Annotated in this window: 22 protein-coding genes; 15 read left to right on the top strand and 7 right to left on the bottom strand. The window is 38.6% G+C overall.

The annotated features are described in order from the left end of the window. Positions 1-278 precede the first annotated feature (278 nt). The 3 genes from RM541_RS09570 to RM541_RS09560 all read left to right on the top strand — a co-directional run bounded on the left by RM541_RS09570 (position 279) and on the right by RM541_RS09560 (position 2,876). The gene (locus RM541_RS09570) at positions 279-1,220 is read left to right on the top strand and encodes an alpha/beta hydrolase (RefSeq protein ID WP_311499941.1); all 942 of its coding nucleotides are present in this window, start codon (positions 279-281) and stop codon (positions 1,218-1,220) included. Positions 1,221-1,396: 176 nt separating this feature from the next. Further along, positions 1,397-1,663 carry a cryptochrome/photolyase family protein gene (locus RM541_RS09565; RefSeq protein WP_311499940.1) on the top strand — a complete coding sequence of 89 codons (267 nt, stop codon included), beginning with the start codon at positions 1,397-1,399 and terminating at the stop codon, positions 1,661-1,663. Then, entirely contained in the window at positions 1,650-2,876 is a 1,227-nt protein-coding gene (locus RM541_RS09560; protein WP_311499939.1) for a cryptochrome/photolyase family protein, read from the top strand. The genes RM541_RS09565 and RM541_RS09560 overlap by 14 nt, the downstream gene beginning before the upstream one ends. Positions 2,877-2,946: 70 nt before the next feature. Here RM541_RS09560 and RM541_RS09555 read toward each other — a convergent pair whose 3' ends face one another. Continuing rightward, positions 2,947-3,294 (bottom strand): DUF3140 domain-containing protein, encoded by a 348-nt coding sequence (locus RM541_RS09555; RefSeq protein WP_311499938.1) that lies wholly within the window; start codon positions 3,292-3,294, stop codon positions 2,947-2,949. A 376-nt stretch (positions 3,295-3,670) separates the two neighbouring features. Between RM541_RS09555 and RM541_RS09550 the strand changes: the two genes are divergently transcribed. The 7 genes from RM541_RS09550 to RM541_RS09520 all read left to right on the top strand — a co-directional run bounded on the left by RM541_RS09550 (position 3,671) and on the right by RM541_RS09520 (position 8,534). Next, the gene (locus tag RM541_RS09550) at positions 3,671-4,408 is read left to right on the top strand and encodes a sulfite exporter TauE/SafE family protein (RefSeq protein ID WP_311499937.1); all 738 of its coding nucleotides are present in this window, start codon (positions 3,671-3,673) and stop codon (positions 4,406-4,408) included. After that, complete coding sequence (gene mobA / locus RM541_RS09545; protein WP_311499936.1) at positions 4,405-4,995, top strand: molybdenum cofactor guanylyltransferase; 591 nt, start codon at positions 4,405-4,407, stop codon at positions 4,993-4,995. Before RM541_RS09550 ends, mobA begins: the two co-directional genes overlap by 4 nt. After that, a complete protein-coding gene (locus tag RM541_RS09540; RefSeq protein WP_311499935.1) occupies positions 4,977-5,213 on the top strand; it encodes a MoaD/ThiS family protein in 237 nt (78 codons plus the stop codon). The genes mobA and RM541_RS09540 overlap by 19 nt, the downstream gene beginning before the upstream one ends. Then, positions 5,210-6,310 (top strand): HesA/MoeB/ThiF family protein, encoded by a 1,101-nt coding sequence (locus RM541_RS09535; RefSeq protein WP_311499934.1) that lies wholly within the window; start codon positions 5,210-5,212, stop codon positions 6,308-6,310. The genes RM541_RS09540 and RM541_RS09535 overlap by 4 nt, the downstream gene beginning before the upstream one ends. Further along, the gene (locus RM541_RS09530; RefSeq protein ID WP_311499933.1) at positions 6,300-6,740 is read left to right on the top strand and encodes a molybdenum cofactor biosynthesis protein MoaE; all 441 of its coding nucleotides are present in this window, start codon (positions 6,300-6,302) and stop codon (positions 6,738-6,740) included. The genes RM541_RS09535 and RM541_RS09530 overlap by 11 nt, the downstream gene beginning before the upstream one ends. 14 nt (positions 6,741-6,754) lie before the next feature. Next, a complete protein-coding gene (gene moaCB, locus RM541_RS09525; protein ID WP_311499932.1) occupies positions 6,755-7,669 on the top strand; it encodes a bifunctional molybdenum cofactor biosynthesis protein MoaC/MoaB in 915 nt (304 codons plus the stop codon). Positions 7,670-8,069: 400 nt separating this feature from the next. Next, positions 8,070-8,534 carry an ankyrin repeat domain-containing protein gene (locus RM541_RS09520; protein ID WP_311499931.1) on the top strand — a complete coding sequence of 155 codons (465 nt, stop codon included), beginning with the start codon at positions 8,070-8,072 and terminating at the stop codon, positions 8,532-8,534. A 15-nt stretch (positions 8,535-8,549) separates the two neighbouring features. Here RM541_RS09520 and RM541_RS09515 read toward each other — a convergent pair whose 3' ends face one another. Then, a complete protein-coding gene (locus tag RM541_RS09515; protein WP_311499930.1) occupies positions 8,550-9,257 on the bottom strand; it encodes a M15 family metallopeptidase in 708 nt (235 codons plus the stop codon). A gap of 17 nt (positions 9,258-9,274) precedes the next feature. After that, complete coding sequence (locus RM541_RS09510; protein WP_311499929.1) at positions 9,275-10,360, bottom strand: Gfo/Idh/MocA family protein; 1,086 nt, start codon at positions 10,358-10,360, stop codon at positions 9,275-9,277. 160 nt (positions 10,361-10,520) lie between these two features. On the opposite strand from RM541_RS09510, the gene RM541_RS09505 reads away from it, so the two are divergent. Both RM541_RS09505 and RM541_RS09500 read left to right on the top strand, forming a co-directional pair. Further along, positions 10,521-11,495, top strand: a complete 975-nt coding sequence (locus RM541_RS09505) for a L,D-transpeptidase (protein ID WP_311499928.1) — start codon at positions 10,521-10,523, stop codon at positions 11,493-11,495. A gap of 38 nt (positions 11,496-11,533) precedes the next feature. Further along, complete coding sequence (locus RM541_RS09500) at positions 11,534-12,292, top strand: hypothetical protein (protein ID WP_311499927.1); 759 nt, start codon at positions 11,534-11,536, stop codon at positions 12,290-12,292. Positions 12,293-12,379: 87 nt separating this feature from the next. Here the strand turns inward: RM541_RS09500 and RM541_RS09495 are convergent, their stop codons facing one another. Beyond that, positions 12,380-13,195, bottom strand: coding sequence for an HAD family hydrolase (locus RM541_RS09495; protein WP_311499926.1), 816 nt, complete (start codon positions 13,193-13,195; stop codon positions 12,380-12,382). Positions 13,196-13,453: 258 nt separating this feature from the next. Here RM541_RS09495 and RM541_RS09490 point away from each other — a divergent pair, with 258 nt between their 5' ends. Continuing rightward, positions 13,454-15,940, top strand: a complete 2,487-nt coding sequence (locus RM541_RS09490; protein ID WP_311499925.1) for a TonB-dependent receptor — start codon at positions 13,454-13,456, stop codon at positions 15,938-15,940. Positions 15,941-16,072: 132 nt separating this feature from the next. Further along, positions 16,073-17,215, top strand: a complete 1,143-nt coding sequence (locus RM541_RS09485) for a PepSY-associated TM helix domain-containing protein (protein WP_311499924.1) — start codon at positions 16,073-16,075, stop codon at positions 17,213-17,215. Between the two features lie 372 nt (positions 17,216-17,587). Here the strand turns inward: RM541_RS09485 and RM541_RS09480 are convergent, their stop codons facing one another. From RM541_RS09480 to RM541_RS09470, 3 genes are all read right to left on the bottom strand, one after another. Further along, on the bottom strand, positions 17,588-18,493 hold the full coding sequence (locus RM541_RS09480) for a mechanosensitive ion channel family protein (protein WP_311499923.1): 906 nt from the start codon (positions 18,491-18,493) through the stop codon (positions 17,588-17,590). Positions 18,494-18,515: 22 nt separating this feature from the next. Continuing rightward, complete coding sequence (locus RM541_RS09475; protein WP_311499922.1) at positions 18,516-19,007, bottom strand: Dps family protein; 492 nt, start codon at positions 19,005-19,007, stop codon at positions 18,516-18,518. Positions 19,008-19,105: 98 nt separating this feature from the next. Continuing rightward, positions 19,106-19,426 carry a phosphoribosylpyrophosphate synthetase gene (locus RM541_RS09470; RefSeq protein ID WP_311499921.1) on the bottom strand — a complete coding sequence of 107 codons (321 nt, stop codon included), beginning with the start codon at positions 19,424-19,426 and terminating at the stop codon, positions 19,106-19,108. 472 nt (positions 19,427-19,898) lie between these two features. Here RM541_RS09470 and RM541_RS09465 point away from each other — a divergent pair, with 472 nt between their 5' ends. Then, positions 19,899-20,906, top strand: a complete 1,008-nt coding sequence (locus RM541_RS09465) for a LacI family DNA-binding transcriptional regulator (RefSeq protein ID WP_311499920.1) — start codon at positions 19,899-19,901, stop codon at positions 20,904-20,906. The last annotated feature ends 263 nt before the right edge of the window (positions 20,907-21,169 follow it).

Below are 21,169 nucleotides of genomic sequence, written 5' to 3'. Positions count from 1 at the left end.
GTATTCAACCTGAAATTTTTTATACTTCTTATTTTGAGATGCTGTTCCCTTCGGAAGAAAAAGATTTTCGATAAAGCTGAAGCAGAAGGTCGATAATTGGCAAATTCGGCACCAAATCTTTGGGATTTCACTCCGAAGGAACAATTTATTGTACGACAGCTGTGGTCCGTCATTAAAAATGGAAAAGTCATTTTTACTTAAGAATGAAAAGCAAAGCATAAAAAAATCAGGATATAAATGTATACATTTAGAATTATTAGAAAATTAACTAACTTATAATGAATCATTCACTCACTAATTTTGCGAAAACAACTGTTTGTGCATTTCTGTTTATCTTTTCTATATCGGGAATGGCACAGGATGGTACAATTTATCCACTCGATAACCCTGAAGAACCGAATGCCATTCCTTTGGAAACTGGCGGTGTTGAAAATCAGCCTGCCGGGGAAACCTGGTTCCGCCAGTGGGGAGATCCCATGGCACGAAATATCACTGAAGCTACACTTACTCCATTCCTGCCCGATCCGGACAAGGCGACTGGTACCACAATTATTGTGGCACCCGGCGGTGGTTTTCGATGGCTTTCTATGGGTAACGAAGGCTGGGAAGTTGCAGAAGCGCTCGCAGAAAAAGGAATTGCAGCGTTCGTACTTAAATACCGACTACACCCAACACCCGAGTCACTTGACGATTTTAGAACCTCGATGAATCCTCCTGCCACGCCTCCGGCTGGATCTTCAGATGATGGGGAAGCCAGAAGACCGGAACGTCCACGTTCAAATTTGTCTAATCAGCTTGAAGATGCCGAGGCTGCTTATGCTATGATTGTTGATCGTGCTGAAGAGTGGGGTGTTGATCCTAACAATATAGGTATGATTGGCTTCTCGGCCGGTGCGGGTCTTACCATGCATTCAACGCTGAATTCCAGGACTATGGAATTGGCTTTTATTGGTCCAATTTATGGTGGCATGAACGCCGTAGAAGTGCCAGAGAACGCTCCTCCAATGTTTAATGTTATTGCCTCTGATGATTTTCTGTTCAATGGAGAGTTTGGTTTAATAGAGTCCTGGTATAAGGCTAATGTGCCTGTTGAGTTTCATCTCTACCAGAACGGCGGACATGGTTTTGGCCTTGGAAATCCAGACCGTACCAGTAATGGTTGGTTCGACGCTTTTATTTATTGGCTGGAAGTAAACAATTTCCTTCCAAAATCTGAATAATAAAATTCTGGATCCTCTGCTAATAGAAAGCAGGATATTCAGGAAAGAATCATACAAAGAGCAATCTTATGAAATTTATTTTCCTGCAGGTCGATAATTGTCAAATCTGGAGGCTGATCTGGGAAGAACTGATTTCATAGTGATATAAGAATGCAGAAGAAATAGAAATTCGGAAAATGAGTACCGCAAAATTAATTTTTCCAAATCAATTATTTAAATCAAATCCACTCTTTTCCATAGAAGGGGATTTTTATTTGATAGAAGAAAATCTATTCTTCAAACAATTTAAATTCCACAAACAAAAAATTGCCTTTCATAGAGCAACTATAAAATTTTATCAGGATTTTTTGCTGGAAAAAGACTTTTCAGTTAAGTATTTTGAATCTCAGCAACAGGAAGCAGATATTAGGCAGCTAATTGTGCATTTAAATGGTTGGAGTTAAATCCATAGCCGTTGTCGATCCTGTTGACGATTGGTTAACCAGAAGATTGAAGACAAGTTGCGAAAAACTGAAAATTGAGCTTAATATTTTAGAATCTCCGATGTTCCTGAATACCAACGAAGATCTGAAAGAGTTCTTCAAATCTGAAAAGAAGAAGTTTTTTCAAACTGAATTTTATAAACAGGAAAGAATAAAGAGAAGGATATTAATAGATAAAACCGGAGGTCCCGAAGGTGGTAAATGGTCTTTTGATGAAGAGAATCGCAAAAAGTATCCAAAAACAAAACCGATAATCAAAACCACATTTCCGCTTGCCAATCAATATTCTCAGGAAGCCCACGCTTATACAAATCAGTATTTTTCGGAAAATGCCGGATTTCTTAGCGCAGAGGTAAATTATCCCACGACCTATTCAGAAAGTGAAGAATGGCTAAATCAATTTCTGGATTTTCGAATGGTAGAGTTTGGAGATTATGAGGATGCCATTGTGCACAAAGAAATGTTGCTAAATCACAGTCTGCTCACGCCCATGCTAAATATTGGTTTGCTTACCCCGCATCAAATCATTGAGCAGGCCCTAGAATTTGACTCATACAATGCTATTCCAATAAATTCGCTGGAAGGATTTATCCGCCAAATTGTTGGATGGCGGGAATTTATAAGAGGGGTTTACGTAGCAAAGGGTAGGGAAGAACGAACCAGGAATTATTGGGGCTTTACCAGAAAAATTCCGAAAAGCTTTTACGATGGCTCCACCGGAATTGTTCCCGTAGATGAGACCATCAAAAAGGTGCTGAAAACAGGCTACTGCCACCATATAGAGCGATTGATGGTGCTGGGTAACTTTATGTTGCTTTGCGAATTTGATCCCGACGAGGTTTACCGGTGGTTTATGGAGTTGTTTATAGATGCGTATGATTGGGTGATGGTGCCCAATGTTTATGGCATGAGCCAGTTTGCAGATGGAGGGATGATGTCTACTAAACCCTACATAAGCGGAAGCAATTATCTTATGAAAATGAGCGACTATCCCAAAGGCGACTGGCAGGAAGTCTGGGATGCCTTATTCTGGCGATTTATGGACAACCATCGTACTTTTTTTCTGAAAAATCCAAGGCTCAGAATGCTGATGGGAACCTTCGACAAATGGGACAATAACAAACAAATCTCCATACATCAAAAAGCAGATGGATTTTTAGTGAGCCTGGAATAAGTTTTACTTAAGATCGAAAATTGACAAATTTCGAACCTGTCTTTTTTCACTCTTCGGAAGATGCTATTTTCTAGCACCCGTCATCTTTACAGGGATCATGGCCCCAGTTCATTAGAGAATACCTCCACGGGGAATCTTTTCTATCTGAAGAAGGACCTTGTGCAGTATGCCTGCTCACATAGCTGTTCACCTTCTTCATATGCTCATAATCTGATTTGGTTAATTGATCTTTATTTTTGTTTTTAATCGCAATGATTTTCTTTCCAGATTTATGCCCGATGGATTCGCCGTTCCCGCTGTCCTGGCCTACAGATTTAGATTCTTCTGTTTTTAGCCACTCTTCCAGCTCTTTGGGAGCCATATTCACATTATCGTAAAATTCATTTCTTATCGACTTTTGTTCTTCTTCTTTATCCATAATCTTATGCTTTTCAGAGGAATTTAGAAAAAAATCCTGAAAATTCATAGTATTTGCATTTGGTTCAATTTAATACAGAAACCATCACACAACCAGGATATCGAAAATTGCCAAATTTGATACCTTACTTTTTTCATACATTTCGCTGACTCTTTTGTCATATCTTTGAAGATTCTTAAGAATCTGATTTTCAAGATCATTATCACCTTTATTTAAATGAAACATATAGCAACAATGGGAGATTTTTTCAATAAGGAAAACAAGAAGATTACCGGCCTTAGCCTGGCAATCATTCTTTTTACCTTAATTATTTTAAAGGTATTATTTTAGACTACTTAATGGATTTGCTATTTTTAGAGCATCTAATTCTTTTTTAATGTCCGCAGACATAATTTTTTATTTAATCCTTTTATTACCGGTGGCGGCTTTTTTCTATGCTTCGGTGGGACATGGTGGTGCGAGCAGTTATTTGATGATTTTGGCGCTAGCAGGGTTTGCACCAGAGGAAATAAGGCCCACTGCGCTTTTAATGAATATCATAATTTCATTTATCGCTTTTCTAAACCACCGCAAAACCTGCGAATTTCCACAGAAACTATTTCTACAACTGGTGATATTTTCGATGCCCGCAGCTTTTGTAGGGGGAATGGTGATGGTAGACACAGCACTCTATATGAAAATCCTGGGGGTACTCTTGTTATTTCCCGTTTTTAGGTTTCTCGGGGTTTTTCCTCAAAATGAATCCAGAACTGTAGCAAACAATTTTTGGTTGCCGCCACTTATTGGAATTTTAATCGGTTTCTTTTCGGGGTTAATAGGAATTGGCGGTGGAATTATTCTTTCTCCGCTCGTACTCATGCTGGGCTGGACAAACATCAGGCAAACAGCAGCTTTAAGCGCTTTATTCATATTTGTGAACTCTGTGGCGGGATATATTGGCACGCTTGGTTTCAGTTTTTCTTTTGACAAATCGCTCTGGATCTTCATTCCGCCTACCGTGGTGGCAGGAATGCTGGGCAGCTATTATGGCTCTCACCGCTTTAATGTACAATTAGTGAAAAACCTGCTCACTTTTGTCCTAGCGGGAGCAGCAATTAAACTGATTCTGTCATGAACCCTGAAATAAAAATAGAAGCTTTCGTACTTGCGGGGGGAAAAAGCAGCCGTATGGGACGCGATAAGGGATTGATGCTGATGGAGGGGAAACCTATGATATCTTATGTGCTAAAAACTTTAAAAAAAGCAGGTTTATCTGTGAAAATTATTGCCAATAATCCGGAGTATAATCAATTTGGAGTTTCAGTATTTCCAGATGTGGTAAAGGAAAAAGGCCCAATGGGCGGTCTTCTTTCGGCCTTACAAAACACTACAGCAGATGTTGTTTTCATAATAAGTTGCGACATGCCTTTTCTAACAGAAGAGGGAGTGAAAAATCTTACTTCGGAAGCAGATCTAGAGGAAATTATTGCGCCCCTGGTAGGGCAAAGGATTAATCCATTGTTTGCCCTTTATCCCGTAATACTGAAGAAAACCGTGGAGGATGCTATTACTGCTGAAGAATTAAAAATGACAGATTTCATTTTAAAAAACAAGCACACTTTAGTATCTTCCGGGTTCAGCAAAACAGCTGAATATTTCCGGAATATCAATACGCAGCAAGAACTTAGAGAAGCAGAGAAAAGATGGAACAACTCAATATAAAAGCCTTTGGGATGCTTGCAGAAAAGCTTGAGGCTTCAGAATTTCAATTTCCTTATTACCAGAATACCAAAGAACTTCTGGATAGATTAAAAGCAAAATATCCTCAACTGGACTCCCAGAACTTTTCGCTGGCTGTAAATCAGCAGATAGTTCGGGAAAATACCGCCCTTAACGGAAATGAGGAAATAGCCTTGTTACCACCATTTTCAGGAGGATGAGCAGGTTCGACAGGCAAACCATATTACCCGATTTTGGAATCCAGGGGCAGGAAAAATTGTCCGGAGCAAAAGTGCTCGTAGTTGGAGCAGGAGGACTTGGTTGTCCGGCTTTGCTACATATTGCCGCGGCCGGTGTAGGAACGATAGGGATTGCAGATGGAGATACCATAAGCGAATCCAATCTTAACCGACAAACCCTGTACGGACAAGCCGACGTTGGGAAACCTAAAGCTCAAACAGCAGCTTCTGTTTTACAACAAAAATATCCTGATGTTGCTTTTAGAATTATTCCACAATTTCTTACTCCCGAAAATGCCCTGGAGGTGATTTCAGAATATGATCTGGTATTGGACGGGACAGACAATTTTGGGACAAGATACATGATAAACGATGCCTGCTTTTTACTAGGTAAACCATTAATAATGGGTGCGATTTATCAATATGAAGGTCAGCTTGCGGTTTTTAATTATGGAGAGGATCCTATAAACTATCGGGATGTATACCCAAATCCGCCTTCATCAAACGAAATACCAAATTGCAGTGAAACGGGAGTACTCGGAGTGCTACCCGGACTTATTGGAACTTTACAGGCCACTGAAGCTATTAAATTACTATCGGGAGTGGGGACGGTGCTTTCCAATAAGATATTGTTTTACAACCTGAAAACCACTTCTTTCTTTGAAATCAAGGCAGAAGCAAATCCGGAGGCCCGTAAAAAGATTCCGGTGAGTAAAGAAGCTTTTAAAGCGGCTAATTATGAAATTAACTGTGGTGTAGCGGAAAGCATCAGCTGGGAAAAGGCTTTCGACTGGACACGAAATTTGAAAAATTCTGTGTTAATAGATATTCGGGAATTAAATGAAGAACCGGGAGTAGAGAATTCAGAAATAGAAAAAATCCCAATGTCTGTTCTGGTAAAGGATCAGACGCAGATAGCGACTTTTGAAAATATTCTGTTGTTCTGTAAATCGGGTGCAAGAAGTCAAAAAATGGCTGAAGAGCTGAAGATTCAATTTCCGGAGAAAAATATTTTTTCCGTAGAAGGAGGAATATTACATCCTTCTTCACCTTTAAAAAAAGAAAACCATGGCGCGTAAACCTAAAAATATATTCGTAGAGGGACCAATTTCCAGTGAGAAAATAGCGACCTCTATTCAGAATCACAGCACAAAAACCAATATTGGTGGACATTCAATTTTCCTTGGTCAGGTAAGGGCAGACGAGATAGACGGTAGCGCCGTAAAGGCAATAAAATACACCTGCTACGAAGAAATGGCACTGCAAAAGGCTTTTGAAATACGGGAAGATATCTTTGAAAAGTATGATCTTACCTGTATGCACATCTATCATAGCCTGGGAGAAGTAAAAACCGGCGAAATTTGCCTTTTTGTCTTTACCTCTTCCAGGCACCGCCGGCCCGCAATGGACGCCTGTGATGAGCTGGTAGAGCGAATAAAAAAAGAATTGCCGGTATGGGGAAAAGAGATCCTTGAAAGCAGTGAAGAATCCTGGAAAGTAAACAAATAGAAGCAAGAAAGGCAATGGTTAATATAACGCATAAAACAAATACGCTTAGAAAAGCTATGGCGCAGGCGATTGTTCGGGTGAGTAGTCCCGATACAATTGAAGCCATTGAACAGAAAAAAGTTCCTAAAGGAGATGTTTTTGAAATGGCAAAAACTGCCGGACTCTTTGCTGCAAAGCGCACCAGCGATATGATTCCCGATTGTCATCCATTGCCTATCGAGTACACAGGAATAACCTACGAAATTGAAGAGCTTACAGTTAAAATTAAAGTAGAAATCCACACCATTTATAAAACGGGGGTAGAGGTAGAGGCAATGCACGCCGCTTCTGTGGTTGCAATTACCATGTACGATATGCTTAAGCCGATAGATAAAGGAATTAGCATAGAAAATATTAAGCTTCTCGAAAAAAAGGGAGGCAAAACAGATTATCGGAAAGTTGTTGAAGAAAATAAAATTTCGGCGAGTATAATTGTTTGTTCAGATTCTATTTCTGCCGGGGAAAAAGAAGACCGTGCCGGAATGGCAATTATCGATAAACTGAAAACCTATCAGGTAGAAATTGAAGATTATGTTATCATACCCGATGAGACAGACGAAATTCAGAAGCTGGTAAAGCAGAAATGTAATGACAAAGTGAGCCTGGTTATCCTTACCGGCGGCACCGGACTTTCTCCACGTGATGTCACGCCGGAAGCTGTTAGACCGCTATTAGAGCGGCCGGTGCCGGGAATAGAAGAGGCTATTAGAGCTTACGGTCAGGACAGGACGCCGTACTCGATGCTTTCCCGCTCTGTATCCGGATTAATTGGAAATACTCTGGTGCTTGCGCTGCCCGGTTCTACAAAAGGAGCAGAGGAGTCTATAGACGCTGTCTTTCCTGCTATTATGCATATCTTCAGGGTGATTGCCGCTTTTAAACACGATTAAATTTAGCATAAATCATCTAAGACAAGTAATTTTAAACAAGGGGTAAGTCTTTTATCCACCTAGCATTCGATTTGTTACTTCAGAAAAGTAAACCCGAAACCAGGATTTTTCCATGACCGTTTAATATAAAAGTGCTCCGCTGAAGAATTCTACTGGAAATCAGTTATTAATAACTAATAGCTATAGTTTAAAACTGCCGTTATAAACATGTTTTATAGATAGATTAAATAAGAATATTAAGCAGTAGCTGCTTTCTCTCCACAATCTTTTAATTTGGTCTGGAAAACAAGATCATTTTATTAATAAAGAGAGGTCGTCAAAAAGTACATTTTCAGTATATCTGAAGTATGGATGCTAAGACGATAATTGCCATTTTATGGAAACCTCTTAACTAATCTATATGTATATGAATTTTTATGACAGTATCCGTTCAGGAAACAAAGAAGAAGTGAAAAACATGGTTGCCGAAAATCCGGCTTTACTGGAAGAAAAGGACTCTAAAGGATTTTCACCTCTTGTCTTAGCCAGCTATAACGAGCAGTATGAAATCACAGAACTTCTTTTAGATTCGGGCGCAGATGTAAACGCACTTGATGCTGCCGGAAATACTGCGCTTATGGGGGTTTGCTTTAAAGGTCACATCCAAATCGCCAATCTTCTTATTCAGAAAGGTGCAGACGTTAATATCCAGAATAATAATGGAGCTACCGCCCTTATTTTTGCGGCAACTTTTAATCAGGAGAAAATGGCAGAGCTGCTTTTGCAAAATGGCGCAGATAAATCTTTGAAAGACAGCCACGGAAAAACTGCATATAATCATGCAAAAATGCAAAATCTTGCATCGTTAGCAGAAAAACTGGAGTAGTAAACCTATAAAATCTTATTCAACAGGAAAGTCAAAGTAGGTGTCCGGATATGGTTCATTTCTTAGAGTATAATGCCACCATTCTTCAGGATAAGGTCTAAAGCCATTTTTCATCATCAGGTGTTTCAACATCAGGCGATTCTCTTTTTGCTCTTTAGAAATTTCTGTTGAATTATGGCTGGATATGCTTCCGAAGAAATCATAAGGGCTACCCATATCCAGCTCTTGCCCGGTTTCGGCATCAATAATAGTGAGATCTACGGTGCTTCCGCGGGAATGACCAGACCTGGAAGCGATATAACCAAGAGCGAACAGGTTTTTCTTGTCTATTTCAGGATAAAAATTGTTTTTGTTAATGGTGTCCGCTTCATCTTTTGCCCATTTCACAAATTGATTGACTGCAGACTGCGGTCGGTAAGCATCAAAGATTTTTAGTCGGTAACCCTTACTTTTCAGCTCCTGCTGAACCTGAATTAATGCTTGTGCTGCAGGTTTGGTCAAAATTGCAACAGATTTCCAGTAGGCATCTACTGGTTTGCCCATAAAATTGTTAGCACCACAGTAACGTATCTCGAGTGCAATATCCGGAACAACTTTGTGCACGTAAATAAAATCTTTTGGCAATTTATGCTCTTGTGCGGCAGTAAAATTTACACCTAAAAGCAGGCTTATCGCAAGGAAAAAATAATTTAACTGTTCGAAAAAACTTATTTGCTTATTCATAAGGTAGCAATAACTCCTTATTGTAAGCTTAACCTTTTTCCGCCGTTAGCGGCAGATTCAAATATTTTCTCTACGATTATAATATCTTTTAAGCCTTCTTCCCCGGGAACCATTACCGGTTTATTATTTATAATAGCCAATGCGTCATCATCCATTTGAACCGCCTGTTGGTTTTTACCAAAAGGTTCTAAAACGGTTCCATCACTAGCTTTTCCTTTTACGCCGGAGTAAGATTGGAAGGGCTTAAGATAATAACCTCCTTTACTACAATCTATGTCCAGAATATTCATGCTTTCTCCAAAACTTGTACGGCATGCAGCCGTAGCTCCATTCGGAAATTCAAGGTCGAAAATTGTCGTTTCGTCTACTTCATTAAACATCTGTGGCCGGTTGGTAGTATGTGTGGCACTAACAGCAATGGGCTCCATTCCTGAAGCATATCTTGCACCGTTTAAAGAATACACGCCCATATCATACATTGCACCGCCGCCCAATTCTTTATCCAGTTTCCAGGGAGTTATATTATCACTGTAAAAACCTGCTTCGGCCTTTAGATTCTCAATTTCACCAAAAGGTTTGGTTTTTGCCCATTTCATAATCGTTTGGGTGTTTGCCTCGTGCTGCATACGGTATCCAATAGAGAGCTTTACATTATTTTTATTGCAAGCCTCAATCATCTGCCGGCATTCTTTTGCAGTTGTCGCCATTGGCTTTTCACACCATACATGTTTTCCTGCATTAGCCGCTTTTACTACATATTCTGCGTGCATGGAATTCGGTAAAACAATGTAGATAACATCAATATCATCATTATTGGCGATGCTCTCCATGTTTTCGTAATTGTAGACATTGGCATCTTTAATTCCATATTTACTTTGCCACTGCGGAATTTTTTCAGGGCTGCCGGTTACGATTCCCCGTAATTCACAATGATCTGTCAACTGGAGTGCAGGTGCTAATAAATCTGTGCTGTAATATCCCAATCCTACTAGAGCAACACCCAGTTTCCTGGCAGGTTTAGCTGAAAAAAGATACGGGAAAGGCAAGGTAGAGGCAGCCAGGAAAAGTCCTGATTTTTTGATAAAGTCGCGACGATTATTCATGAGCTTCTGATTTTATTCCAGTAAGTTAAAAAATTTTCAGGAAACCCGGGCGATTTAACTAATTCTTGGCAGTTCATAAAGAGCTCTGAAAGTAATTTAGCACAGTTATTGAATATCAATAGCTCAAACCTAGAAAAATTTGAAAAAAACTACATCAATTTTGAAAAAAGCTACATCTATAAAAATTAATATGCTGTTTTTCTTAGCCCTGGGTTTTGGCCTGCTGCTAATATCCTGTACTGAAGATACTTCAGAAAAAGAATTTTCGAATCCGCCGGAGTCTTTAGAATCTTCCTTAGATACGCTTCCGGAGAATAAGCAAACAAAAGAGGAAGAGCCGGAGGTTAAACGTTTGCAGGTAAAATACAGTATTGATTCTTTAACAACTAAGGCAGATGTTGACAGTTTGTCTTCAAGGTATAGTGAAAGTCAGAGAAAGACAATTTATGCCCTAAACAGGATCGAAGAATATCGGGTACAACCTAATATTCCGATAATTATTCCAGATACTATTTCTGAAGATATTAATCTTTATAGTCCATTTCCGAAGGAATTGCAGATTTTAGATTCTATTCCAAAAGCGGTGCTTATCGCTCAAAGGATTCAGGGTTTTGCACTTTATGAAAACGGTAGGCTCTTGAAATGGGGGCCGGTAAGTTCCGGTAAGCAAACCACGCCCACTCCTAATGGTCTGCACTATGGAAATTACAAGGCAAAACGAAAAGTGAGTACTGTGAACAGTGACTGGATCCTGCCGTATTATTTCAATTTCATGAATTTTGAAGGTGTTGGTGTCCATCAATATAATTTGCCTGGCTTCCCCGCCAGCCACGCCTGTGTGAGGCTTTATATGGAAGATTCCAAATTTATTTATGATTGGGCGAGCATGTGGGAGTTAGAAGACGACGTTATCGTACAGAACGGGACACCATTTATGGTTTTTGGAGAATATAATTATGATGGTCCTGTGCCGTGGCTGGCTTTGTCCCGTGATATGGGAACAAACGATCTCAATGAAGAGGAGTTGCAGACGCTTAAAAGCTATGTTTCCGAATATAAAAAAGATCCGCGTAATTTCCGAGAGGAAGAAGCCGGAGAGGAGGAGAATATACTAGCTGAAAATTCTTCAATATGAAATTCTTATATTAGAGAAATTACCAAATTTAAAATGTCATGAAAATTACTTCAGTAAGATTCTTTTTTCTCCTATTTATTTTTGTTTATACCGGCTTAAATGCACAGCAAACCTCGGTGATGGTAAGAGCTAAAGCAAAAGACGCCAAATTTATTGGCAGCTCTATTGGGGGAGCTAAAATCTACATTAAAAATGCTGAAACCGGAGAAATTCTTGTTGAAGGTCTTACGACAGGCAGTACAGGAAATACCGAAAAAATAATGAATAATCCCTGGAAACGTAATCAGGATTTATCTGAAGAAGGTACAGCTGGTTTTTTGGCAAATATCGACCTGGAAGAGCCGGTTTTTGTAACAGTAGAAGCACATGCACCCATCAACAAAAAACAGGCAACGGTTGTTTCCAGTACGCAGCTTTGGTTAATTCCCGGTAAGGACATAAGCGGTGACGGGATTGTTCTGGAGGTTCCCGGCTTTGTGGTTGATATTCTGTCTCCCCAAACGCACGAAAGAATTCCCGAAACTAATGAGGTACAAATAATGGCAAATATCGTCCTGATGTGTGGATGCCCTGTTACCGAAGGTGGTATTTGGGATGCAAGTCAATACGAAGTAAAAGCATTAATAAGTAGCGATGGTGAGCAGGTGAAAGAGCTTGATATGAAGGTAGGGGAGAAGCCAAGTACCTTTTCTGTTAACACCAATCTGGAAGCCGGGCTTTATGGCATTACGGTTTATGCATTTGATCCTGCAACCGGAAATACAGGCGTGGATAAAACCAATATAATCATAAATTAAGCCCAGAAGTTATTCTCGGTTTTCAAGAAAAACAATCACGCTGCCCAAAGTGGTAAGTTTACTTACTGCAGGTCAATAATTGTCATTTTAAGAACCTGTCTTTACTTCTTCTTCACTAAGCAGCCCCAGTTCTTCAATAGTTTTTAGTACTCCGTTGTCGTTATTATCGAAGCTGGTGATAAATTTGCTGGCGCTAATTATATCAGAATGTGCATTTTTCATTGCATAGCTGTATTTCGCGTTTTCCATCATTTCCAGGTCGTTGAGGTAATCTCCAAACACGAGTGTTTCTTCAGGAGAAATATTTAGCTCTTTTTGCACTCTTTTTATGGCATTTCCTTTATTGGCCGTCGCCGAGGTGATGTCCAGAAATATCCTTGCGGCAACTGCAACTTTATAATCTCCCTGAAACTTTTTAAAATGCGGGAAAGTATGCTCTTCAACTCCTTTGAAGTCGCAAATGGTAACCTTCAAAATCGTATCTTCAACGTCATCCAGGTTTTCTACAAGTTTTAAACGCTTATAATATTGCTGAATTTCATTTATAAATTCTTCATCATCACATTCCACATAGGCTGAAGTTTTTCCGCAGAGAACAAGCTGTGCACCTTCAATTTTACGCCCAATTTCAATAAAATTTTTAGCAGCTTCGCGATTTAACTGATTGACGTAGATTTCTTCACCATTACGCACTACATGGGTTCCGTTTTCAGCAAAGAACAACATCCTGTCTTTAATTCTTTCAAATTTTGATTCAAGATTATAGAATTGCCGGCCACTTGCCACAGAAAAGATGATCCCTTTTTCTGTAAGAGCTTGTTCCATTTTCCAAAAATCGGGATGCAGCTCATGCTGGTCGTTAAGCAAAGTCCCATCCATGTCTGTCACAATCAGTTTTATCATATCAAAAATTAAAGACGCAAAGATAACTAATGGAAGTCCACTGGTGTTAATTCTGGATCAAATTTATATGTAGTATTATAATTATTTACAATAGATAGAATTAAGGACCATCCCGGAACATGCTGATTTCCTGAAGCTTTTACAAAAGCCTAAAATTTTTATTTGTATTAAGTCTAATTAAGCTTTTATTTCTCGCTTCTTCATTCTACATTTGCTTCATTATTTAAAACAAGTCTAAATAAAAACACTACTACAATCATGAATCAAAAAATCATTCTGTTGAGCATTTTCCTGGTGATATTCCAGTTTAGTTTTGCACAATCTACGGGAAGCATACAGGGAAATATTATCAATAACAGCGGCAATCCTGTTTCAGATGCCAATATAGATATAAAAGGAACCAGCATTGGGACACAATCCAACCGCAACGGAAACTTTGAGCTTAGAGGAGTTCCTTCAGGAAATTTTACACTTAGAATTTCTTATGTTGGTTATCAAACCAAAGAATTAGCGGTTTCTGTTCAGGCAAACCAAACTACTACCGTGTCAAGTATTATTTTTAGAAGTAAAGAAGAGCAACTTGGGGAAGTTGTGTTAAGAGCAAATGGAAATGTAAATGAATTTACACGCACAAAAAGCGACTATGTCGCTAAACTTCCGCTAAGAGATATTGAGAATCCGCAGGTCTATAATACCATTACTGCCGAATTAATGCAGGAACAAGTAGTTACCAGCTTTGACGATGCAATTAAAAATGCTCCCGGAATTTCAAAACTTTGGGAATCTACCGGAAGGGGAAATGACGGTGCAGGTTACTTTGCCATAAGAGGTTTTGCGGTGCAGCCAACACTTACAAACGGACTTCCCGGTATTACCAATGGCAGTCCAGATCCTGCAAATATTGAGAGAATAGAAATTGCCAAGGGACCTTCAGGAACACTCTATGGCAGCAGCCTTATTTCTTATGGCGGACTTATTAATATCGTCACAAAAAGGCCATACAATTACTTTGGCGGAAATATTTCCTACACAATGGGCAGCTTCGGTCTGAACCGAATCACTGCAGATGTTAATACTCCGCTTGATGAAACGGGCGATGTCGCTTTACGTGTAAATACAGCATATCATACTCAGAACAGTTTTCAGGATGCCGGTTTTCAGAAATCGCTTTTTGTGGCACCGTCCCTTAGCTATAAAGTAAACGACAGGCTTTCTTTTCTAATTAATACGGAATTTTATCAAGGTGAAAGCACCAATCCAACGATGTTATTTGTAGATCGTGGTGCGCCGCTAAGAGTGACAAATATTGAAGAACTGGGATATGATCCTGAACGTTCTTACACCAGTAACGACCTTACCCTTAAAAATCCAAATTTCAGCCTGCAGGGGCAGATGAATTATAAACTTTCCGATTCCTGGACTTCTCAAACAGCTGTTTCCAGAGGTTCAGCGAAAGCAATGGGGCATTATTCCTATTTATATGAAACCACACAGTATGAGCAGGGACTGGAGGAAGTTCCCGGCGAAGTGACAAATCTCGATGAAGGAGTAGTCTTTACACGTTATCTTAACGACCAGAATTCTACTACATTAACTACAGATCTTCAGCAAAATTTTATTGGCGATTTCAAAATTGGCGATTTTAGGAATCGTATGGTGGTGGGACTGGATTATTTTAATAGAAAAGTGATTGACAACGGCTCTGGTTACGTTGCCAACGGGAAAGTATATATAGGTGACGCCAGCCTTCAGAATGTTAATGAAAGCGTCTTCGGAATTTATGATCCTGAAGCTTACATTACAGATAACGACAGCGGAATTCTTTCTGCAGCGGCGACAAACGATCTTTTGGCAGGTGTAAACAGGAACAGCACGATCACCAAAGAAGATGTTTACAGCGCTTATATTTCTGATGTTTTTAACTTCACCCCGCAACTTTCTGCCATGGCCAGTTTAAGAATTGATCAGTTTGAGAATGAAAGCAACAGCCAGACGGCACTTTCGCCAAAATTTGGAGTAGTCTATCAGCCGGTGTTGGACAAGGTGTCGATATTTGCCAATTATATGGATGGATTTAGTAATGTGGCGCCACAAGAAGTAGTGGACAGGGCAAGTGGAGAGAGCAGAACGATCATTTTCGATCCTGAAACAGCCAGGCAATTTGAAGTTGGTACCAAATTAAACTTACTAAATAACAGGGTGGCAGCAACTTTTAGTTACTACGACATAGAGGTTGGTAATATCGTTGCCATTTCTGCTGAAAATCCTTTCTCGACAGATTTGCAGGGTGGGCAGCAATACAGCCGCGGATTTGAAGCCAGTGTAACTGCTGCACCTTTTGATGGTCTAAATCTTATTGCCGGTTACAGCTATAACGACAGCGAAGTGACAGAGTCTACTGCAAGTGACGATTTCCTCGGAAGAAGGCCGGAATCTGCAGGTCCAGAAAATCAGGCGAATTTTTGGGCAAGTTACAGGTTTCAGTATGGGAATCTTGATGGTTTCGGAATTGGTTTTGGTGGAAACTATGCCAGCGAAAATATGATTTTTAACCGGCAGCTGGGAGGAGTGTTTACTCTTCCTTCCTACACCGTTTTTAATGCTTCTTTATTCTACAGTGTAGAGAAATTTGCAATTAATCTGAAGCTTAATAACCTTACAGATGAAGAATATTACAACGGGTGGTCTACAATAAACCCGCAGACGCCAAGAAATTTTGCAGCCAGCTTTACCTATAAATTTTAGTTGAGTTAGTTAGTTAATTAGTTATGGCCGTCCGGAGAAATCCGGACGGTTTTTAAGTACACAACCGGACCATTGGATCACATCAGAAAAACCTTCAATAGTTTAAATTTAACGAATAATAAAACAGCATAAATGCCGAAGCGGAAAAAACATACTACCTTCAGGAAATGGATTGGAAAAATCCATCTATGGCTGGGACTCGCTTCCGGGATTATTGTTTTTATCGTTGCAATTACCGGGTGCATTTATGTTTTTCATGATGAACTTAAAGACCTTACGCAGCCCTGGAGAAAGGTAGCTGTTCAGGAAAAAGAGTTTGTGGCGCCCTCTATCCTTCAGCAGAAGGTGGAACTACGCTACCCGGATTCGGAGCCGGGAATGGTGGTCTACCAGGGAAGGGAAAGACCTGCCTTTGTGTATAGCCTTATTGAAGATGCCGGGTACAATATATACTTTAATCCGTATTCCGCAGAACTTATTCACAGTCAGAAAATTGAAGATGAATTTTTCGCCATTATAGAAAACCTGCATATGTACCTCCTTTTGCCTGAGGAAATAGGTAGGCAGGTGGTGGGAATTTCTACCATTGTTTTTATTGTAATGCTTATAAGCGGAATTATACTTTGGTGGCCGAAAAAAAGAAAGAATTTAAAAAGCCGGCTAAAAATAAAATTTGATGCTAAATGGCGAAGGGTGAATTATGACTGGCACAACGTTACCGGGTTATATATTTCTCTGCTTGCATTAATAATTGCTATAACCGGGCTTAGCTTTTCATATGAATGGATGCATGAAAGCTTCTACGTAATTGGCAATTTTGGAAAGGAATATCCAGAAGAAACGACACCGCCGGTAATTAATACCGACCTACAGGCAAATACTTCAATTCCTGCAATAGATGTTGCCATGGAGAAGACATTTGAGCTCCTTCCCGGTGCCGGAATGCATTTTGTATGGGAACAGGGTACTGATTCGCCCATTCTCACAGGTTCCTATCCCGAAACTTTAGATTATGATCACCAATCCAACTTCTATTTTCACCCTGAAACAGGTGAACTCCTGGAAAAACATCTGTACATTGATAAAAGTGCCGGTTTAAAGCTCCAGGAAATGAATTACGGACTACACACTGGTCAATATTTTGGTCTTACAGGTAAGATAATTGCCTTCTTTGGCAGCTTGTTTGTTGCCGGCCTTCCGATTAGCGGTTTTATGATCTGGTGGGGCAGAAAAAATAAGAAAAAGAAGGTAAACTCAGCTGTTAGAAAGGAATAAGTTATTTCAGAAGGAGCGGTTTTACTTCCGGTTAAAGCAAAAAAGTAGAGGTCGAAAATTGGCAATTTTCAGCTTGCCGCCATAAAATAGACTGGATTAATATTCCATTATTTTCTAAATAACCCGGTAATAAAAGATTTATATCCTTTAAGTTGAGGGAAAAACGGCACTATTAGATCACATATTTACTACTTCTTCATTTAAATTTTCAAATCATACTCTACTTTATTTGTAGAGAAATATCTGAAAGCTGAGATAAAGTAGCAAGAAAAACAAGCCAAGAAACAGCAATTATCAACCTGTAAATTTCCGTAATCCCAAATAGTTGATTTTTAATAATTGCATGAAAGTATTGCTTCAATAACCTTTACCTTACTCTGTAGCTTTTTCTTCTAGGTTATTTGTTTTTTCAATGGAAAGATTATTAGTGAAATCGATCGTTCTGATAGGGAATGGGATATTAATTCCATTTTTATCAAAAGCTTTTTTAATTTCAATAATTGCTATATTCTTTGCTAAAAGAATATCCCTGTTTTTGGAGACATCTGTCCAGAATCGGACAACAAAATTTATAGAACTGTCACCAAATTCTTCATACATAAATTCAACTTCTTCATTAGTACGCGGCGGGAAAGCTTTCGCTATAGTTTCTGTGGTAAGCTTTTGAACAAATTCAAGATCGGAACTATAACCAACGCCGCAATTGAGCATCACCCTGGAACGCATGGTTCTTGTGTAGTTCTTAAATGGTTCCTCGATTATTTTTCCATTTGGAATTACAACATAATTATTATCTGATTGCTTGATAACGATATTTCGAAGATTAATCTCTGTCACTGCACCGGCAAAGCCATTTGTTTCAATCCAGTCACCAATTTGTAGCTCCGGAAGAAAACTCAGTATCAGTCCTGAAAATGTGTTGGTTAAGGTTCCCTGGAGGGCCAGACCTATAGCTAAACCTACTACACCGGCACCCGCAAGTACAGAAGTTAATACAGTGTCTAAATTAAGAAGCCCCAGAGCTATAAAAAAACCGATAAGTACAATGATAACCTTCAGTACTTTTACGGACATTTCTCTTATGGAAGCTTGTTTTACTTTTCCCTTAAGAAGTTTATTGATCAAATTACCAACATACTTGGCGATAAAAATAAAAACAATAAAGACCAGTACGGCCATAATAAAATTGGGCAAATTTAGGATTATACTATCCAGCCATTCGCCCAATTTTGTTCCAATTTTATCTATGGAATTTCTGAAACTAAAGTTTTCCAACATTTAGTAATATGTATTTTTAAAATTAAATTTGTTTATGGTTATCACTGGTTTTCATTTTCCAGGCATCTAACATCCAACTGGTCTTTTCCAGTTCTCTAATATAAGCTCCAATTAAATCTATAGTTCCTTCATCTCCTCCTGCTTCGGCAACTTCTATCACCTTTCGCATCTGGTTGAGCAGAACACGATGATCCTTCAGAAGTATTTCAATCATTTCAGAATCTGATATTTTACTACCTGATTCTTCAATATTGGACATTTTAAGATAGTCGCTTAAATTACTGGTTGGCTGATGACGGAGCGTGAGAATTCGTTCTGCGATCTCGTCCACCTTTAACTTCGCCTCGTCGTATAACTCTTCAAATTTCTCATGAAGATCAAAAAAGTTTTTACCAATTACATTCCAGTGAAAATTTCTAAGTTTCTGGTAATATAAATGATAATCGGCTAAAAGTGTGTTTAATTCTTTTACAGTTTTTTCTGTTTTTGTATTATCTAAACCTAAGTAGCTCATAGTTTTTATTGATTGTTTTTTACAAATTACATACAAAAATATGATAATGATCCTCCGTGTGCAACCTTAGTTTCTGAATTAATAGAAGTTTAACTAAGCTAGTTTAGAGGACGATTTTCCTTGAGATCTAATTTCTTTAACATTTCCTTGGACATCTGGCCGCCTGAAATTCCATAGCCATCAACAAGAACCCCTTTTTTGCCATTTTTAGTTGTAATAGCATAAAGAATAGCATTATCATCGGGATTGCTCATCCCTTCAAATCTTAAAACTTTGTCTACATCAAAATCCTCTACTCCGTATGATTCCTTTAGGGATTCAATTTGTATTTTTTCATCCATAAGATTAAAATCAAATTCATATCCTTCTTCCAGTTTCAACTTATTTAGTGCCTGGGATAATGTTCCGTAATCTTTCATTTTTTTTGTTTGATTGATTGTAGTTTCAAAGTACTGCTCAAGCCCCATATTTGCAAATTGTTCGGAGGCTTTAGGATAAGTTTAACGGGTGTAGTATCCAGCACATTTTTGGAAAATAGATTAAATTTACTCATCTTTTTTTCCGGAGCGAAAGAAGCCGAATGGGATAACCAGAAAAATAAAAAAATACCATCCGGTAATAAGTCCTACAATTGTGATGATGGCAGCTATAATATAAAACCAGTAAGAATTAAAAAATCTCATGAAGTTATTTTTTTCGGAAGACATTTGCAGTTTCTAATTTAATCAATCTCAAATTTTTCAGTTTAATAAGGATGTTTTAAAATATTTCGGAAAAGGAAAGGTGGATAATTTGCATTTGTAACGCTGTAATTTATTTACCTCTGCCAAATCCTGAAAAATATAACCAAATATCTTAAATTTGTTGAATTATTCTTGGTCTCTTTAATTTATGAAAAATAAAATCACCCTTAAAGAACTGGCAAAACTTTTAAACGTTTCCATTTCAACAGTATCTAAAGCACTTAATGACAGTTCCGAAATTAGCCCTAAGACTGTGGAGAGGGTGAAAGAATTGGCTGCTCTGCATAAATATCGGCCCAATCCTGTAGCTGTAAATTTAAAGAGTAGTAAAAGTGGTACGATTGGAGTCGTTATTCCGAATATTTCAAATACTTATTTTGCGCAGGTATTGTCAGGTATAGAAGCAAAAGCACAGAAAGAAGGGCTGCAGGTAATTACATATATTTCCAACGAATCTTTTGAACGGGAAAAGCAGATTGCTGATATGCTTACATCCGGTTTTGTGGATGGGGTGTTAATTGCAATTTCGGAAGCTACTCACCGGGCAAGAAATTATGACCATATTTTTAATATACTGGAATATGAAATTCCGGTTGTACTATACGACCGTACCAACATAGATATTCCTGTGGATAAAGTAGGTATTGATGATGAGAAAAGTTTTGAAGATGCTACACGCTTACTTATTTCTAAGGGAATAAAAAAGATTGGCCTGGCTTCAGCGATTCATCATCTGGGTGTGGGTAAGTTGAGAATAAAAGGATACCAGAAAGCACTTTCTGAAGGTATGGAACAGTTAGTTACTGCATCTTCAAGGCATCAGGTACTTGTAGATGGTATTAAAGATCTTCTGGTAAATAAAAAAGTAGAAGCTATGCTTTGTACAGATTTTGTTAGTGCAATGCTTGTGTACAGGATGGCTTATGAAAATGAGGTTGAGATACCGAAAGATCTCAAAATGATAGGTTTTTTAAATAAAGATGTAGCGCAATATCTTACGCCGTCCATAAGTTATATCGAGCAATTTCCTGAGGAAGTAGGAAAAAATGCAATGGAGATGCTCATTAAGCGTATGAATGGCATGCTTAAGCCTGAAAAGAACACGCACAAAGTTATCAATACGGAGCTGATTCATCTGGAATCTACTCTTTTTTAATTAATATCTTCTATTAAATCCTCGAGGATGAGAAGGATAAATTTAGATATACTGATGGATACCATTTGTACAAAACTTCGGGGGCTGCGGTTTCAAGACAATTGGCTGAATGGATAAAGGAACAGGAATAATTCGATTGACATTTGCTCTTTACTGCAATTTTATTAATTTTTCCAATTCATTATTTAATTTCTTTTAGAGATTTGGGTACGAAATAATCCACAATTTTAACATTTCACATTTCTTTAAGACACTTAAGACTT

It is taken from the genome of Autumnicola psychrophila (assembly GCF_031846645.1).
Lineage (GTDB): Bacteria > Bacteroidota > Bacteroidia > Flavobacteriales > Flavobacteriaceae > Autumnicola > Autumnicola psychrophila.
Note: the sequence above shows the minus strand (reverse complement) of the source record. Positions and strands in the feature narration are given on the sequence as shown.